General features: G+C 60.2%; 16 protein-coding genes. 3 read left to right on the forward strand and 13 right to left on the reverse strand.

Annotated features, from left to right (window positions below; all coding sequences use genetic code 11):
* Positions 1-6: 6 nt before the first annotated feature.
* The 10 genes from hpaH to VWZ87_RS04845 form a co-directional block, all read right to left on the reverse strand.
* On the reverse strand, positions 7-807 hold the full coding sequence (hpaH, locus tag VWZ87_RS04800) for a 2-oxo-hept-4-ene-1,7-dioate hydratase (RefSeq protein ID WP_416534265.1): 801 nt from the start codon (positions 805-807) through the stop codon (positions 7-9).
* Positions 804-1,658 carry a fumarylacetoacetate hydrolase family protein gene (locus VWZ87_RS04805; protein WP_416534264.1) on the reverse strand — a complete coding sequence of 285 codons (855 nt, stop codon included), beginning with the start codon at positions 1,656-1,658 and terminating at the stop codon, positions 804-806. Before VWZ87_RS04805 ends, hpaH begins: the two co-directional genes overlap by 4 nt.
* Positions 1,655-2,638, reverse strand: coding sequence for a 3,4-dihydroxyphenylacetate 2,3-dioxygenase (gene hpaD, locus VWZ87_RS04810; RefSeq protein ID WP_416534263.1), 984 nt, complete (start codon positions 2,636-2,638; stop codon positions 1,655-1,657). Before hpaD ends, VWZ87_RS04805 begins: the two co-directional genes overlap by 4 nt.
* Positions 2,638-4,149 carry a 5-carboxymethyl-2-hydroxymuconate semialdehyde dehydrogenase gene (gene hpaE / locus VWZ87_RS04815; protein WP_416534262.1) on the reverse strand — a complete coding sequence of 504 codons (1,512 nt, stop codon included), beginning with the start codon at positions 4,147-4,149 and terminating at the stop codon, positions 2,638-2,640. The genes hpaD and hpaE overlap by 1 nt, the downstream gene beginning before the upstream one ends.
* Positions 4,146-4,535 (reverse strand): 5-carboxymethyl-2-hydroxymuconate isomerase, encoded by a 390-nt coding sequence (locus VWZ87_RS04820; RefSeq protein ID WP_416534261.1) that lies wholly within the window; start codon positions 4,533-4,535, stop codon positions 4,146-4,148. The genes hpaE and VWZ87_RS04820 overlap by 4 nt, the downstream gene beginning before the upstream one ends.
* 82 nt (positions 4,536-4,617) lie before the next feature.
* The gene (locus VWZ87_RS04825) at positions 4,618-5,850 is read right to left on the reverse strand and encodes a Tm-1-like ATP-binding domain-containing protein (protein ID WP_416534260.1); all 1,233 of its coding nucleotides are present in this window, start codon (positions 5,848-5,850) and stop codon (positions 4,618-4,620) included.
* A gap of 11 nt (positions 5,851-5,861) precedes the next feature.
* Positions 5,862-7,346, reverse strand: coding sequence for an aldehyde dehydrogenase (locus VWZ87_RS04830; protein WP_416534259.1), 1,485 nt, complete (start codon positions 7,344-7,346; stop codon positions 5,862-5,864).
* 4 nt (positions 7,347-7,350) lie between these two features.
* Positions 7,351-8,868 (reverse strand): tripartite tricarboxylate transporter permease, encoded by a 1,518-nt coding sequence (locus tag VWZ87_RS04835; RefSeq protein ID WP_416534258.1) that lies wholly within the window; start codon positions 8,866-8,868, stop codon positions 7,351-7,353.
* Between the two features lie 12 nt (positions 8,869-8,880).
* On the reverse strand, positions 8,881-9,420 hold the full coding sequence (locus tag VWZ87_RS04840; RefSeq protein ID WP_416534257.1) for a tripartite tricarboxylate transporter TctB family protein: 540 nt from the start codon (positions 9,418-9,420) through the stop codon (positions 8,881-8,883).
* Positions 9,421-9,484: 64 nt separating this feature from the next.
* Positions 9,485-10,429, reverse strand: a complete 945-nt coding sequence (locus VWZ87_RS04845) for a tripartite tricarboxylate transporter substrate binding protein (RefSeq protein WP_416534256.1) — start codon at positions 10,427-10,429, stop codon at positions 9,485-9,487.
* A gap of 115 nt (positions 10,430-10,544) precedes the next feature.
* On the opposite strand from VWZ87_RS04845, the gene VWZ87_RS04850 reads away from it, so the two are divergent.
* From VWZ87_RS04850 to VWZ87_RS04860, 3 genes are all read left to right on the forward strand, one after another.
* The gene (locus VWZ87_RS04850) at positions 10,545-11,366 is read left to right on the forward strand and encodes an IclR family transcriptional regulator (protein WP_416534255.1); all 822 of its coding nucleotides are present in this window, start codon (positions 10,545-10,547) and stop codon (positions 11,364-11,366) included.
* Positions 11,363-12,709, forward strand: a complete 1,347-nt coding sequence (locus VWZ87_RS04855) for an aminotransferase class III-fold pyridoxal phosphate-dependent enzyme (protein ID WP_416534254.1) — start codon at positions 11,363-11,365, stop codon at positions 12,707-12,709. The genes VWZ87_RS04850 and VWZ87_RS04855 overlap by 4 nt, the downstream gene beginning before the upstream one ends.
* Before the next feature lie 404 nt (positions 12,710-13,113).
* Complete coding sequence (locus VWZ87_RS04860) at positions 13,114-14,013, forward strand: hypothetical protein (protein ID WP_416534253.1); 900 nt, start codon at positions 13,114-13,116, stop codon at positions 14,011-14,013.
* On the opposite strand, the gene VWZ87_RS04865 is transcribed toward VWZ87_RS04860, so the two are convergent.
* The 3 genes from VWZ87_RS04865 to VWZ87_RS04875 are packed head-to-tail and all read right to left on the reverse strand — an operon-like array spanning position 13,997 to position 17,160.
* Entirely contained in the window at positions 13,997-14,806 is an 810-nt protein-coding gene (locus VWZ87_RS04865) for a Gfo/Idh/MocA family protein (protein WP_416534252.1), read from the reverse strand. The genes VWZ87_RS04860 and VWZ87_RS04865 overlap by 17 nt on opposite strands.
* A gap of 57 nt (positions 14,807-14,863) precedes the next feature.
* Complete coding sequence (locus VWZ87_RS04870; RefSeq protein ID WP_416534251.1) at positions 14,864-15,949, reverse strand: NAD-dependent epimerase/dehydratase family protein; 1,086 nt, start codon at positions 15,947-15,949, stop codon at positions 14,864-14,866.
* A gap of 20 nt (positions 15,950-15,969) precedes the next feature.
* A complete protein-coding gene (locus VWZ87_RS04875) occupies positions 15,970-17,160 on the reverse strand; it encodes a class I SAM-dependent methyltransferase (RefSeq protein ID WP_416534250.1) in 1,191 nt (396 codons plus the stop codon).
* Positions 17,161-17,380: the final 220 nt, after the last annotated feature.

Below are 17,380 nucleotides of genomic sequence, written 5' to 3' on the forward strand. Positions count from 1 at the left end.
GTTGTCTCAGGCGAAGGTGATCTCCACCGCGCCGAAGGGGCCGAAATCAGCCCTGATCGCAGTGCCGGAGGGGCATTCGACGGGGCGGATGAAGCTGCCGGAAAGGATGATCTGACCGGGTTCGATGCGCTGGCCATATTGTGCCATGCGGCGGGCCAGCCAGACCACGCTTTCGACCGGATCATCAAGCACGCCTGCGCCAAGCCCCGTTTCCTCAACCTCGCCATTGCGCGAGGTGATTGCCCCGACCCAGCGCAGATCAAAGGCGTCGACCGCGTGGCGCTGCGGTCCCAGTACGACACCTGCATTAGCCGCATTGTCGCTGATGGTGTCGAATACGTTGCGGCTTTGGCCGGTTTCCCTGTCCTTGCGCGCGATGCGCGTGTCGAGGATCTCCAGCGCGGGTGCCACATAGTCGGTGGCGGCAAGCACCGCAGCACGGGTAATATCGCCGCCACTGAGGGCGTGTTTCATGACAAAGGCGATCTCCGCCTCGATCCGCGGCTGGATGAAACGACCGGCGGGAACTGTCGTGCCATGTGAAAACACCATGTCGTCAAACAGGATACCGCTGTCGGGTATATCGATGTTCAGCGCGTATTGCATCGCCTTGGAGGTGAGGCCGATTTTCCAGCCGACGACGTTGTGCCCCTGCGCCAGCTTGGCTTCGCAGATCGCATTCTGGATTGCATAGGCATCGTCCATATCCATCTGCGGATAGCGTCTGCTGAGCAGGCCGATCTGCTGTCCCGTTGCCTCCGCCCGCAGGAGATCCTCTGCGGCCCTCGCGTGATCCTGCGGTGTCATGGGGCTTCGTCCTCGATCGTGTTGCGCAGCGTGCCGATGCCGGAAACCTCGATCTCAACCACATCGCCGGGTTTCAGGAACTGCGGCGGATCCAGCCGTGCGCCGGACCCGGTGGGGGTTCCGGTCACGATAATATCGCCCGGCTCAAGCGTCATGAAGGTGGAGATATATTCGATCTCCCGCCGGATCGGGTGCATCATGCGCGACAGGACATCGTCCTGCCTGACCTCTCCGTTCACACGGGTGATGATGCGCGCGTCATCCAGCTGCGCCGGATCCCGGAACGGCACCAGCCAGGGGCCGATGGCACCGGAGTTGTCCCAGTTCTTGCCCTGGGTGACGTTGAATTTCGCGTGGCGCACCCAGTCGCGGATGGTGCCTTCGTTGCAGATGGTGAGCGCGGCGATATGGTCATAGGCGTCGGCCTGTGCGATGCGCCGCCCGCCTTTGCCGATGACAATCGCCACCTCGCCCTCATAATCAAGCATGTGGCTTTCCGGGGGGCGGATGAGCGGGCGATTGTGGCCAGTGAAGCCACTGGCAAAGCGGGGGAAAAGCGACATGTATTTCGGCTGCTCGCTGCCGTCTTTGTATTCGGCATTGCGATCCGGGAAGTTGACGCCGACACAGAGGATCCGCCGCGCATTGGGCAGCACCATGTCGTACTGCACATCTGTGTGGGTGACGGATCTGCCCTCGACCGCGACCATCAGCTGATCCAGCCCGCCCGCGCGCACCACATCCAGCAGGGTCGGCCATTGCGGGAAGTCCGGGCTAAGCGCGATCATCCCGTCATCGGTTGCGGCCCCGTAGAAAGCCTGCCCGGCTGCGCTGTAACTTGCAAACTTCATGGCGCGATGATCGGGCTGGCTTGTAACTCCGACTCCCTCGGCGTGACGCCGACAAAACGGCTGCCATGTTTGAACCAGCTTTCCGGGGCCGGCGCCCCCCAGAGCGTCTGGCGCTGCGGATCCTTCAGATCCCATTTGATCGGTTCAAGGTCGGGATCGACGGTCTGATAATCGGAACAGTAGATTTCGATCCGGTGGCCATCGGGATCGAGGATATAGAGGAAGAAGGCATTAGAAATGCCATGTCGACCGGGGCCGCGTTCGATATTGGTCACATAGCCGGTGGTCGCCATCAGATCGAGCAGGTCGATGATATTGAGCGGGTTCGGCACCCAGAAGGCCACATGGTGCATACGCGGGCCGGTGCCATTGGTGAAGGCCATGTCATGCACACCACCTTTGCGATGCAACCAGGCCGCCCAGAGTTTCTTGCTGTCTTCGTCTTCGGTATATTCCGTCACCCGAAAGCCGAAATCGCTATAGAAGGCGACCGAGGCATCGACGTCATGGCTGAAGCAGTTGAAGTGGTCGATCCGCAAAGGTTTCACACCGCGATAGAGCGCGTATTGCTGGTGGATCGGCGCCAGCCGGTCCATCTTGTGGTAGAACTCCAGCGGGATCCCCATATTGTCCGAGGTCAGCAGCGTACGCCCCTGATACGGGCGCTGCACCCATTCTGTTGGCCGTCCCTTCTTGCGGAAATAGGCGTCGGCGCGGTCCAGATCCTCCTCGTCAAAGGTCTTGAACCCCATCACCTCAACCGTGCCCGGCTGATCTGATTGTTGCAGGATCACGCAGTGGTGACCGCGCTCCTCCATCGCGCGCAGGTAGACGCGCTGTGTGTCCTCGTCGCTGACCTGAAGACCGAGGATCTCGGTGTAGAAACGCTTGGAGGCGGCCAGATCCTTGACGTTCAGGCAAACGTGGCTGAGCCGGATCGTGTTGAAATCGGGATAGAGATTTGGGGCGGGAACAGGCATCAGAGCGCTCCTAGCTTGGTGATCTTATGGGAGCCGGTGGCAAAACCGATGTGTTTTTGCTCCATGTAGAACTCAAACGACCAGTCGCCGCCGTCGCGACCGATGCCGGAGGCTTTGACGCCACCAAAGGGCGTGGGCAGATGGCGCACATTCTCCGAGTTCACCCAGATCATGCCCGCTTCCAGCTTGTCGGTGAAGCGCAGCGCCCGCGTCAGATCGTTGGTCCAGAGATATCCGGTGAGCCCATAGGCGGTGTCATTGGCCAGCGCCAGCGCCTCCTCCTCGGTCGCAAAGGGGATTGAGGTCAGCACCGGGCCAAAGATCTCCTCCTGCGCGATCCGCATATCGTTGCGGGCACCGGTGAACAGTGTCGGGCGGACGAAATACCCCTCGTTGCCCAGCACCTCGCCGCCGACGGCAATCGTCGCGCCGTCGTCTTTGGCAATGCCGAAATAGCTGGTGACCTTGTTGAAATGCTCCTCGCTGACAAGCGGGCCGATCTCGGTCGCGGGATCCAGGGGGTGGCCAACCCTGATATTGTTGATGCGCTCGATCAGCCGGGTTTCGAAGTCGGCGCGGATGCTGTCCTGGACCAGAAGCCGGGAGGAGGAGGTGCAACGTTCGCCGTTGATCGAATAGATCATGAAGATCACCGCATCGAGCGCGCGCTCAAGATCGGCATCCTCAAACACGATGACGGGGTTCTTGCCGCCCAGCTCAAGATGGTTGCGCTTCAGCGTATCGGCGCCCTGTTTGACGATCAGGCTGCCGGTGCGCGATTCCCCGACAAAGGCGATGGCCCGGATCGCCGGGTGTTCGCACAGCGCCTTGCCCACCTCATCGCCGAACCCGTTGACAGTGTTCAGCACACCCGGTGGCAGTCCTGCCTCCTCGGCGATCTCGACCAGCAGCCGCGCGGTCAGCGGTGAGGCTTCGGCGGGTTTGTGAACGACGGTACATCCCGCCGCTAGCGCCGGCGCAATTTTCCAGGTCGAGAGCATGAAGGGTGTGTTCCACGGCGTGATCACCCCAACCGGGCCGATAGGCACACGGGTGGTCACATTCATCAGGGTTGGGGATTTAAGATGCTGGCCATCGCGCGCCTGCACAACCTGATCGGCAAAATACCGGAAATTCTCGGCTCCGCGCAGCGCCGCTTTGGACATGAATTTATAGGCCTGGCCAGTATCCCAGCATTCACAGAGCGCGATTTCTTCGGCGCGGGCTTCGATGCCTTCGGCGATCCGAATGAGGATCTTCCTGCGTTCAGAGGCCGACAGGTCGCGCCAATCTGCAAAGGCCTGCTGCGCGGCGCGGGCGGCGGCGTCGATATCTGCGGCTGAGCCCTGGGCAACATCGCAGATCACGCTTTTGTCCACCGGCGAGATGGTCTGAAACACCCCTGCTCCGCCGGCCACATCGGCGCCGGCAATCCGGTTCTGGATCCCGGAGGCACGGAACCGCTCCAGATAGCTGTCCAATTTGCGGATATGGCTGTCGAGCTGGCTCATGCCGGGTCCTCCAGATGATCACGGATATTTCCGAATTTCGGTGAAAGCGCTGCATTGATGTCGCGCATCTCTGCTGACAGCGCGATGGAATGGCGATCCATCGCCGGGGCCACGAAGTTGCGCAGCACCGCAAAGATACGGGCGGTTGCGTCTTGCTTTACGGTGTCGCTGCGCCCCTCCCGCAGGCGGATGGACAGGTCGATGAAACCATGGTCCGGGTTGCCATCGGCAATTGCCACATGATCGACGCGCAGCGCCCGCACCCGGATCCCTGCAATGGGAAAGGTGTCGATTGCGGCCGCCTCTGCGCGGATCGCCTCGCACAGTGCAGAGATGTCCAGCACGTCCTCTAGATTGGCGGAGTATTCGATCTGGAAATGGGGCATCGGGGCACCTTGGCGACTTATTGCTTATCAAGTTAAGTAAAAAGCACACGGTGAGTCAAGCGCAGGATCCGGGCGGCAGGCGTTACGGCGAAACAATGCCGTCGGCGCACCAGCGGTCGAAAATCTCCAGCGCCTTATCGGCGAAGGCACGGTCGTTGATATGGCTGTCGAGGCGGTGCACGGAGACATGCGCGGGCAATGTCGCCTCAAGCTCCGCCAGAAACGCCGCCAGCCCCGCGCTGTCGTGCAGGTCGGCGCCTTCGCGGTCCCATTCGCCGAGTCCACGCTCCGGCAGGATCATCGCCACAGGACCGTCGGCGTCAGCCAGCTGTTTCGAATGGGCGCGGGCGACCTGGCGCCGTTCCTCGGTGTTGAGGACAATCGAGGTCAGCAGCCGGTTGTGCGCATGTTTCGGATGGTCCGACCATTTCTCGGCGATCGGCTGCCAGCCGACCACATCAACCAGATCATAGCAGCCGGGGGCGACAATCTGCGGCGTCCCCCTGGCGCCGGCATTGGTAAGGCGATCCGCACCGGCGGAAATCGACGATCCGTGGATATGGTTGCCAAGCTCCTGGGTGCAGAAGTCAAACACGCAGGCAAAGGCGCCCTGCTCTGCGAGGCTCTCAAAGGCGCGCCCTCCCATGCCGGTGGCGTGAAAGACCGCAACCTCAAACCCACGTGCCTCAAGCGCCGGTTTCAGCGGAATGACATATTTCAGCGCCGATGTGCCAAGGGACATGACACCGATCAGCGGTTTATCCGGGTCCGGTATCTGCGCGGCCCTCGCGGCGCCCAGAACGGCGCCTGCGGCCTGGCTGAGCGAGGCCTTGCAGACGGAATTCAGCCCGTAAAGCCCACCAGCCCAGAGGATCATCTGGGTGTCGGCCGCCAGTCTTTCGGCCGGGATCAGCGGTGAGAAGGAAACGGTTGAGACAATGTATTTCGGCACCCCAAGCGGCAGGGCCGAACAGACATCAAGCGCCAGATCGGTGCCCATCGTGCCGCCAAGGACGATCACCCCGTCAAAAGCCGCCATCCGGTGCAGCCGCGCCGTCAGCAAGCTGGCACCATGCGCCATGATCTGCATGGCGGCGTTTTCATCCCCGCTGTCGATGGCCGCCCGGATCGAGCTGCCACCGGCCTCGGCGACGTCGTGTTTGGAATAGTCGGTCGGCGTCGATGGGTCGCCCAGAATCGAGACATCCATCGTCAGGACCCTGCCCCCCTGATCGCCGATCACACTCGCCAGAAAACCAAGCTCATCGTCCTTGGTGTCATAGGTGCCAACCACCAGAATGGTTTTCTCGGTCATTGCCCCACCTTTCAGAGTTTGATCCATGCGGTTTTCAGGTTGATGTATTTGTCGATGGCATGAAGCGATTTGTCCGACCCGTTCCCGGACTGCCCGACCCCGCCAAGCGGGACGGTGCCATCCGCGCCGCCATAGGTGTTGACATGCATCACCCCGGTTCGGACACGCTGCACCATGCGATGGGCGCGGCTGAGCCCGGATGTCCACACCGCACCGGCGAGACCGTAGACCGTGGAATTGGCGATCCGCACGGCGTCGTCCTCGGTCTTGAAGGGGGTCACGGCAAGCACTGGGCCAAACACCTCCTGCTGTGCCAATGTCGCCGCTGGCGTGACATCAGTGACGATGGTTGGCGCCATGTAATAGCCGCCGGTTTCCGACAAGATACGCTGCCCGCCGGTGACGATCTGCCCGCCTTCCTGCTGGGCGGTGGCGACGAAGGTCAGGTTCTGCTTCAGCTGTGCTTCGGAATTGATCGCCCCGATCTGGGTCTCCAGCCGAAGCGGGTCGCCGACCTGCATCGCCTCCGCTGCCCGCACGACCTCCTGCACAAATCTGTCGTGGATCGAGGCCTCGACCAGCAGGCGAGAGCCTGCGACGCAGACCTGACCCGAGTTGCGGAAGATACCTGCGGCGGTCACTTTTGCGGCCTCTGCCAGATCCGGCGCATCAGCGAAGACAATATTGGGAGATTTGCCGCCCAGCTCCAGATAGACACGTTTCATGTTTGAACGGGCGGAATAATCCAGCAACCGACGCCCGGTCTGCCCCGATCCGGTGAACACCAGAACGTCGACGTCCATCGAAAGGCCGAGGGTTTCGCCGACCACCGCGCCTTCGCCGGTGATCACGTTCAGGACGCCGGGTGGCAGGCCCGCCTCAAGCGCCAGTTCCGCCACCCGCATCAGCGAGAGAGAGGCGGTTTCAGCGGGTTTCAGCACCACGGAATTTCCCATCGCAAGCGCCGGGCCCAGTTTCCAAGCCCCGATCATCAGCGGAAAATTCCACGGAATGATCGCGCCGACCACACCGACGGGATCCTTGTGGATCAGGCCCAGCACATCACCCGCCGTGGGCGCGATTTCGCCATAGAGCTTGTCCAGTGCCTCGGCGTAGTAGCGGATCGTGGCGGCGGCTGATCCGGGTTCGGCCTTGAGCGCCATATTGATTTCGGTGCCATTGTCGCGCACGCCCAGAACGGCGAGTTCGAGCGCGTGCGCCTCGATCAGCTCGGCCCATTTCATCAGAACCTTCTTGCGGGCGGCGGGCGGCTGCCCGGCCCAGCGGCGATCCTCGAAGGCGGCGCGGGCGGAGGCGATGGCCGCCTCCATATCCGCCGCAGTTCCCCGCGCGATCCGGGTCAGCACACACCCGTCGATCGGCGACAGCACATCCAGCGTCGCCCCATCAGAGGCCGCAACCTGCCGACCGTCAATGAGATGTGAAACCGGCTGCACCGGTTGTGACCGAAGGGCGTCGATCTTGCTTTGGTCCATGGGGCTACCTTGTTTGGCTGTCGTGCAGATCGTGGTCTTCGTCGGGCTGATGCGCCTGCCATTCACGCATCAGCGCGCGCAGGTGCAGGGCCAGAACGATCAGGATCAGAATGAAGAGGAGAAAGGAAATCGGGCGGTCGATCATATCCAGCGGCGTCTTGAGGCGCGGCAGGGCCGAACGCAGCTTCACCTCCATGATGCCGCCCAGAACCATGCCCAGGATGATCGGGACAATCGGCAGGTTCAGACGTTTCAGGATCAGGCCAAGCACCCCGAACCCTGCCGAAATCATGCAGTCCGTCAGGGAATTTCGCAGCGAATAGACGCCAACAAAGGACAGCAAAAGGATCATCACCCCCAGAAACCGGGTTGGGATGCGAATGATCCGGGTCAGCAGATTGGTGGAGACCATCAGGAAGGCGAGCACGATCACATTGAGCAGGATCAGCGCCAGATAGAGACCATAGACCAGGTCGATATTGTTCTGAAACAGCTGTGGGCCGGGGATGACGTTATGAACATAGAACACCGACAGCATCATTGCCGTCAGCGCTTCACCCGGGATGCCGAGCGCGAGAAGCGGGATCATCGCCGCGGCCGGAACCGCGTTATTGGCAGCCTCCGAGGCGATCAGACCTTCGGGGGATCCCTTGCCAAACAGCTCCGGCGTCTTGGAGGTTTTCTGGGCGTAGGTGTAGCTCATGAATTGGGCGGTGAACTCGCCGGTGCCGGGGATCATGCCCAGGATCACGCCACAGGCGGAGGCGACGGTTGCTACCCGCTTGTGCTGCATCAGCTCCCTGATGCCGGCCCCCATCCGCCCTGATACCGGCTTTGCATCCGGCTGGCTGTCGGGGGCGGTCAGCAGGAAAAACGCCTGGCTCAGCGCAAAGAGGCCGAGCACGACAACAATCAGGTTCACGCCGGAGCTGAGAAAGGTGAGGCCGAAGGTATAGCGCTGGGTGTAGGTCACCGCATCGAGGCCGACGGTCTGTAGAAAGATGCCGAACATCGCCAGAACGCCGGCAGCAAAGATCTGGCCCCGGTGGGCAAGGATGACCAGGATGATCCCCAGAAGTGCAGCAAGAAAGATCTCTCTGGAGCCGAACATCGGAGCCACGAGAGCCAGGACCGGTGACAGCAGGATCAGGCAGAGGATGCCGAATATCCCACCCCAGAACGACGCGCTATAGGCCAGCGACAGCGCCCTATGGGCCTGCCCCTGTTTCGTCATCGGATAGCCGTCATATGATGTGAGCGCATTCACCGCCGTGCCCGGCGTATTGATCAGGACCGCAGGGATGGCCCCGCCATACATCGAGGATCCGTAGATCCCCAATAGCATCGTCAATCCCACGATAGGCTCGAAGGCAAAGGTCGCCGGCAGCAGGATGGCGATCGCCACGGCGGGTCCGACGCCCGGAATGGCCCCGATGATCACGCCGCCGATTGACCCGATCAACAGCGCGACGATCACATCCCAGCGGGCCAGCATCTCGGCCCCGGCGAGGAGATTTTCCATTGGTTGCCCCGATCAGAAATAGGTCAGCATGATTTGGCGTAGCCCGTCGGGCAAGGAGTCATAGGCGAGGCCTGCGGGCAGATTCACCTTCAGCAAGGTCTTGAACAACACCACGATCAGCAGCGCCGAAAGCGCCGCGACCGCCAGTGTTGCGGGGCGCCGGTAGCCCACCCTCAGCGCCAGAGCGGCCGCGCATATCACCGTGGCCGGCAGGTAGCCCGCATAGGGAACCGCGGCTGCGTAGGCGATGAACCACCCTGCATATTCCAGCGAGGAGATCCAGAGCAGGACCTCCTGCCAGCGTCCTTCGATCCTTTCGGACAGCGCCGAGCCAAGCAGGTGAAATGCGGCAAAAGCCGCCATGCCACCAAGAGACACTGCCGGCCAGAACCGAGGCTGAGCAAAAAGCGCGCTGCCTTTACGCCAGACGGTCTGCTCGAAGATTTGCGACAGGAGCAGGAGAGCGCCGACCAGCACAATCCAGGCAAAGACGATATCCCCCGGTCTTCGGTAGCGTTTGAACAAGGCTTGAAGCGTTTTGACCCGCGACATTGGTCGCCCCCTTGCTAGAGCTGCGCAGGCCCGGCGATCGACGCCGCCGAGCCTGCGAGATCCGTTAGTTGCTCAACATACCGTCGATCCGGGCCATGGTCTCGATATCGGCCTTGATCTGAGTGGCCACCTCAGCGGCGGGCTGCCAATAGACCGCCGCGCCGGTTTCTGCGGCCAGCGCCTGGGCGCGCTCCGACATCACCGTCTGCTCCGCGACAGCGATGATCTTATCGCGCACATCCTGTGGCGTGTCCTTGTGCACAAAGAGCCCGTTCCACAGCGAGACATTCAGGTCTGGCGCCAGCTCTGCGACGGTGGGCGCATCTGGTGTCAGCGGGATCCGCTCGGCGCCGATGGAGGCAAGCACCTTTACACTGTCTAGGCATGGCAGGATCAGCTGAAGCGTGGTGTTGATCACATCCACATCCCCGGAGGCCAGCGTGTTGCAGTCCAGGGCGTCAAAGGCAGCGTCGGAGGCGTAGGAGAACCCCATCTCCTTGGCCAGGCCCAATGTGACCTGCGTCGGCACCAGAGGAGCGCCAAAATGGCCAAGCACCACATCGTTCTCCGCCGCATGGGCCGCCAGCCCGGCCATATCATCATAGGGCGCATTCGCCCCGGCAGCGATTACGAACGGGTAGGTCAGGAAATTGCCCAGCGGTACAAATGGATCCGGGCTCAGCTCCGGGATGCCGATCTGCGGGCCGACCACGGGAATGGCGATGATGAAGGATCCGACCGTATAGCCGTCAGCAGGCGCAGTGGCGACCTCGACCGCACCGGGAAACGGGCCGCCGCCACCACCGGGTTTGTTCACAACCGCAGTGGGCACATCATAGGCGGCCGAGAAATCCTCCGCGATCATACGGGTCAGGACGTCCTCCAGGTCGCCGGGCGGCCATGGCACCACAAATTCAACGGGTTTCTCCGGGTATTCGGCATATGCCGCACCGGCAGCAGCCATCATGGCCAAGGTAAGCGCAGTGGCAGAAATCTTGAACTTTGACATGTTTCCCTCCCTGTCATCGGTTCATATATCGAACCGATGTTACGTAAAAAAGGTTGCCTTGCTAAACATCATGTGTCAAATTTTTTCTGAATTCGCTTGAAGGGTGACCGAAGGCATGTCCTCTGCAACCAAAACGCTGGCGCTCTTGTCGCACTTCTCTACCGACCGGCCTGAGATCGGGCTGTCGCAGCTGTGCCGGATCGCGGGACGGGACAAGGCGACCACCTACCGCCACCTCCAGGCCCTTGAAACCGCTGGATTTGTCGAACAGAATCCAGTGACGAAACACTATCGCCTGGGGCCTGCTATCCTGCAGCTGGCACAGGTGCGGGAGGCCACCGTCCCCCGTGAGATGGGCGCTCAGCTGGCGCTGTCGCAGCTGGCCGAGGTCACCGGCGAGACCGCGCATGTGTCAGTGCTCTCGGGAACGACGCTCTACGCGCTGGCGTCCTGCGAATCCCCCCGGCACGGCACGCGGGCGATTATCGACATCACGACCTTTCCGCTTCATGCGACGGCGTCGGGGCTATGCGCGCTGGCCTTTGGCCCGGAGGCCCTGATGACCTCTGCCCTCGCCCGGCTGGATCGGTTCACGCCCCATACCGCAACAACAGCTGAGGCGCTGCACGAATTGGTCGCGGCGGCACGCACCAGCGGATTTGCCTGCTCAGACCGGAGTTTCGAAGCGGAGATCCATAGCCTGTCTGCGCCCCTCTACGATCAGACCGGGCTGTTTGTCGGAGCGGTATCGGTGGCCAGCGTGGCCGCACGGGTCACACCGGAACAGCAGCGGCTGATCAAGACAGAACTCACATCCGCCTGCCGCGAGATCACCCGCAATTGGGGCGGCGCGGTTCCCGCAGCGGTGCAGGCTGCCTGGGCAACCGCGCTAGAACCGTCCCCGTCACACATACATGTATCGGATATCACATCATGAAAGATTCTAACTTTCTCAAGGAACAGAACGGTCGGCTGATGTGGCATCCGATGACCTCGCCGCAGGACAGCATCAACCAGCCCCCGAAGATCATCACCGAGGCCGAAGGCGTGTCGATCACGGATATCGACGGTCATCGGGTCATTGATGGGGTGGGCGGTCTGTGGAATGTGAACCTGGGCTATTCCTGCCAGCCGGTAAAGGACGCCATGGCCGCGCAGCTGGATAAGCTGCCCTATTATTCGACCTTTCGCGGCACCTCCAACGATGCGGCGATCGAGCTGTCCTATGAGCTGAGCCGGTTCTTTGCCCCTGACGGGCTGAGCCGGGCCTTTTTCACCTCCGGCGGTTCCGATTCCGTCGAGACCGCGCTGCGGCTGGCACGGCAATATCACAAACTGCGCGGCGATGCGGGCCGCACCAAGTTCCTCAGCCTCAAGAAAGGCTATCACGGCACCCATATCGGCGGGGCCTCGGTCAACGGAAACGCCAATTTCCGTACGGCCTATGAACCATTGCTGCCGGGCTGTTTTCATATCCCCGCGCCCTATACATATCGCAACCCATTCAATGAGAGCGACCCCGAGCGTCTTGCCCAGCTCTGCGTCGCGGCTTTGGAAGATGAAATCGCGTTTCAGGGGGCCAATACGATCGCTGCGATGATCATGGAGCCCATTCTGGGCGCCGGAGGCGTCATCCCGCCCCATAAGTCATTTGCCCCGATGGTTCAGGAGATCTGCAATCGCCATGGTATCCTGCTGATCACCGATGAGGTGATCACCGCCTATGGCCGCACCGGCGCCTGGTCCGGCGCCCGGCTCTGGGGCATTCAGCCCGACATGATGTGCACCGCGAAGGCCATCACCAACGGGTTCTTCCCCTTTGGCGCGGTTATGCTGGGGGATCGGATGATCGAGGTGTTCGAGGATAACCCGGACGCCAAGATCGGCCACGGCTACACCTATTCCGGCCATCCGGTCGGCGCCGCCGCAGCGCTGGCCTGCCTGGCGGAAATGCAGCGGCTGAAGGTGACGGAGACCGCCGCTGCCCGCGGCACCCAGCTCTACGAGGGCTGTCTGGCGCTGAAGGAGCGTTACGAGATTGTCGGAGATGTGCGTGGCGGGCATGGGTTGATGACGGCCATTGAACTGGTGAGTGATCGCCAGCCACGAGCGCCACTTGACGGGCGCAGGGCCTTGGCCGTCCAGGAGGCCTGCTATGAGGCCGGTGCCCTGGTTCGGGTTTCGGGCGCAAATGTCATTCTTTCGCCGCCGCTGATCCTGAGTGAGGGAGAGGCCAGCAGCCTGCTTGAGGCTTTGCGCATTGGCCTGGAGGCCGCTTGACCGGGTGACGCTGTCGCCCGTGAATGCCCCCGGGCTGCTCCCAGCGGTATTGCCGATCTTTATCTGCGGTTGATTGCAGATATCCTGCGGGTGAGGAGCGCCGAACCTGTTCCGGCATACTGCTGCATTCTGCCTGCGGAGTGCCCGATTAGAGAAATTTTCAGTATTATTGGCTTATTTTGGTCTTGGTCCCCTTACCGACGCGCCTGCGGATGCTGCCATGCAAAAGTACAACCAGAGGCGGCAAGTCAGCGCGTAGAGATAATTATTTGAGAGATTGAACAGTGGCACATACTTATCAAGAGACCCAGGATCCTTCGTCGCAGCATATATCGCCCCAAAACAAACAGATCGCACAATGGAACCAGCAAAAGGAAGCACGCCGCAGCGCTTTCTCTCAAGGAATGAAGCTACGCCCTCAGACCAATGTTCTTCTCAGCGCCGGTATTTTCGGCAAGGCGGAGAAAACGGATCAGATTGGGCTGGTCGACCTGAAATCCATTACCCACTTCGACGCTGGCACAATCTATATTCTGAACAGTAATGACATTATTCAGGCCGGTATGAATAAATATGCGGCCATGTTTGCCAATCAGCCGCGTGCACATGTGTGTATCTGGGATTTCGACAACCATCATCAGATTACCGAATCCGTGAACTTTGCGCTTCTGTCGGACTTTTACGTCCCATGCCATCCGCATAACAATGAGACCTATGCCCAGATGACGGCGGCGATGAGCGCACCGATCAGTGCTGCGGTCATCCAATGGACCCGGTCCTTTTTGACAGAGCACCGTGGTCGCCTTCTGGCCTCTGTTCGGGATCCGGAACCTCTCGGGCGTCATATCGTCTATCCCCAATTCCCTGAACGCAACGCGATGCTGGAAGGGTTGAACACGCATTTCAAACATGTCGGGCCCGCAACACGGCTGTATCATAATCGAACCGAGCTGGATCGACTGGATGAATGGGCAGCCCATATGAGCCATTGGATCATTCCAACGCGCGACGATCTGCCGATCCGGGTATTTGATGCGCTGATCACCGGCGGTGTTCCCATCCTGCCAGCCAGCCTCAGGGCACTACCCGCGCTGGCGCCGCTGCAGGAGCATCTGTTCTATTTTGAGCCGAGTGATCTGGAGAACCCTAGAGCCATAGCAGAGGCGGCCAACGATCATTTCCGGACACAGGGCGAGGCGGGTTTGATCGCCCGTCATGAGCTGGCCATGGAAACCAGCCATGTGGACAGGCGCGTTCAGGAGATCCTGACGCAGATCTATCACCACCTTAGCCGGGCCAATTGATCGCCACCCGGGCGCCCCTTTCGCTGACGGAACGGGCAACCGCGTCCAGGCTGCGCATGACATCTTCTGCCGCGCTGAGTGATGAGGCATTCTCGCGCCGCCCGCCGATCATATCGACAAAGGCACGCAGCTCGCGAGTGAGCGGTGGCTCCTGCCCATAGGCGAGCGGTGTACTGGTGCCCTCTCGCGTTAGTACAACCTTCTCCTCAGCCTTGTCATCGAAGATCAGCGTCGCATCGCGGCCCCTGGCGATGATGCGAAAGGCTGGCGTCGATGCTCGCCAGCTGGCCTCCAGAGTGAACTTTCTTCCCTGATAGGAGAGCTCGGCCCTGACATGCTGCGGACGATTGCCACCGTGCAAACTATTCGCCCTGGCATGGTCTGCCGGGCTTGTGAAAATCTGCCGGGCCAAAGAGAGAGGATGCGGTAACCAGTCCCAGATCACTGATGTGTCGTCGCGTGGTTTGTTGTTGGCGCAGTAGGCTGAAGCCGATTGGACCGGTCCAATCTGCGACAGGGTTGCACAAAAGACTTCGGCGGCTGGATTGAACCGATGCAGGTGCCCGGCAAAGACCGGGCAGTTCGCTGCATCAGCGGCGGCCTTCAGCTCAACAAAGTCCGCAAGGCAGGTGGCAAGAGGTTTTTCGACGAAACACGGCACACCGGCTGCCACAAAAGGCAGCGCCGACGTGACGTGATCCATGCTTCTGTTGGCGATGACAACGCCATCTACAGGTGGGCCGGGATCGGTAATTGGCAGCCAGTTCACGTCGGGCAGACTATCCAGTGTCATGCCAATCGTGCGGGCCCAAGCGCCTCGCCCGATCAAACCCAAGGTTGTCATGAGGCCTTAACCGGCCAGTTTCACTGCGGTCTCAGGTTCATAGTCGATGTAGCTGTGCTCATGCCGCGCCCAGTCGATGAATCTGCTCAGACCATCCTCTACATCAACTTCGGACGTATACCCAAAGGCCTCGTAGGCCTTGGTGATATCCGGGCAACGCCGGTTGGGTTCACCCGCCGGATATGTGTCCGGATAATCGATCGTGGTGAAGGTCGCGCCCGGTACCAGCCTTGGATACATTGCCGCAAGCTGGTTCATCGAGATTTCATTGTCGGGGTTGCCGATATTGTAGGCCTCTCCCCGTTTGCCCTCAAGAAGCGTCATCAGGAAACCGTAGATCGCATCAGTGATGTAGCAGAACGTACGTGTTTGCAGCCCCGTGCCATGCACTGGAATCGTGCGGCCGTTCAGCGCCTGATAGGTGAACATCGGAATCACGCGGCGATCATTGTGGCCCATGCCCGGGCCAAAGACGTTGAACGGGCGAACGATCTTTGTCGGAACGCCATGATGCTCATTGTAGATGGTACAGAGTGTTTCACCGAGGCGTTTGGATTCATCGTAGCAGGCACGCGGACCAACGGTCGAGACGTTGCCGTGGTAGTCTTCCTTGATCGGTACCGCTCGGGGATCAGGATCACCGTAGATTTCCGAGGAACTGAAGAACAAGAAACCTTCGAGGTTCTTGTTGCGAGACGCGAGATCCAGCAGGTTACGGGTGCCATGAACCGCGCTTTCGATCGTCTCCAGTGGATAGCGCATGTAGTAGACTGGCGACGCGATGCCCGCGCCATGAATGATAAAGTCGATGTCTTCGCGCACCGGCAGCGGATGGGTCACATCGGCCCAGACCTGCGTGATGCTGGGGTCGCGTTCAATGCTCTCATCCAGGTTCTTGGTCCCGGTGATATAGTTGTCCACCGAAATGACCTGGCAGGGCTGGCTCAGAACATCGCAGTTCAGCTTCTGAAACACCTTTAGAAAATGTTTCCCCAAGAAGCCGGCACCGCCTGCAAGCAGGACGGTCTTTCCTGAGAACCGATGGGCATGAGCACCAAGGCGTTCGACAATTCTTTGAATTTCTTCAGACATTTTGGTCCCCATTCTAATAATCAGGAGGCTGTGAGTTCAACAAGCGGAATAGGCATGTAGTAATCGTAGGCGTTACCCGTCTTTCTCCGAATGTCGTCGATATATTCATAGGCAAAGACCACCAGCACCTGGGGCTGGTAGCTCTCAAGTTCCGACGCAGCCACAACCGGAATATGCGCTCCGGGCGAAGTGCGCCCCTGCTTCAGCGGGCTGTCATCGATTGTGAAGGGCAGCAATTCGCTATCGATGCCGCCAAAATTGGTAATGGTCGATAGCCGTGCGGGAGCGCCATAGCCGGCCACCTTTATCCCCTCTTGCTGCCAACGTCTGAGCCCCGATACCAGCTTGTCGGTCAAGGCCCGGCAGCGTTGACCGAAATCGGTCAAGGCATCGGAATTCAGGACCTCGAGCTCGGTCGCGATCAGGTCCTCAAGGTCTGGCGCTTCGATGCCCACGGTGTCACGCATCAGGGTAAAGCGCAGCGAACCGCCATGCTGCTCAACCGGCTCGACGCCGGCAATCACCATGCCATGTTTGCCAAACAGCGCCTTCATCGAAGAGATCGAGTAGTAGAAAATCCGGTCGAGATAGAACCGCTCGAACTGCACCTGAGTGACCATGTTGAGGATATACTCCACCTCGATCACCAGCTTCCCGGTCTCGGCAAGTAGGATGTCTGCTGCCCTGATGAACTGATCCGGCGCATCAAGATGAGTAAACACACTGCTGGCGACGATCACATCGGCGGGTCCGTGGCGATCCAGGATCTGTTTCGCCGAGGTTTCCTCAAAAAAGGCACAGAGCGTCTCCAGCCCCTCGTCATTTGCGATCTTGGACACGTTCACCGAAGGTTCGACGCCTAGCGCGCGAACGCCAAGCCTCTTCAACGGCCGCAACAAAACACCATCGTTTGATCCGACATCAACAACGAAATCGGCATCCTTCAGGGTCGCCGCAAGGTCTTCGAAATGGCGAACCAGCCCGCCATTGACCGAACTCAGATAGTAATAATCCTCGAACATGATGGTACGTGGCACCATCTCGCCAAGCTGAACATTCTTGCAGGTCTCGCAAAAGAAGACCTCCAGCGGGAAATATCGCTCGCTGTAGAACTCATCCGGTTTTGGGTATTTGTTGGCGAGCGGCTGGCGCCCCAGATCCAGGAATTTGTTGAGACGCGCACCCTGGCACAGAGAACAACACATAGACATTGGCAATCCTTGACCACTTGCTTCGTAAGCCTCCTTGGCCCTGCATTTCGCAGGCCGCGGCGGCAGCGCAACTTGGTAGAATGTCTAACGATTCAATTATAATAAAAGGTAAAAGGTACAGTCAGAGCACTGACTGCTCTGGATATCTCTGCCGAAAACAGCCGACTCAGGCGACCTGAAACGCCGTCGTTTTTTAGATTCGCTTTGCTTTTCGGTTTTG

It is taken from the genome of Phaeobacter sp. JH20_37 (assembly GCF_048056015.1).
GTDB classification, from domain to species: domain Bacteria; phylum Pseudomonadota; class Alphaproteobacteria; order Rhodobacterales; family Rhodobacteraceae; genus Phaeobacter; species Phaeobacter bryozoorum.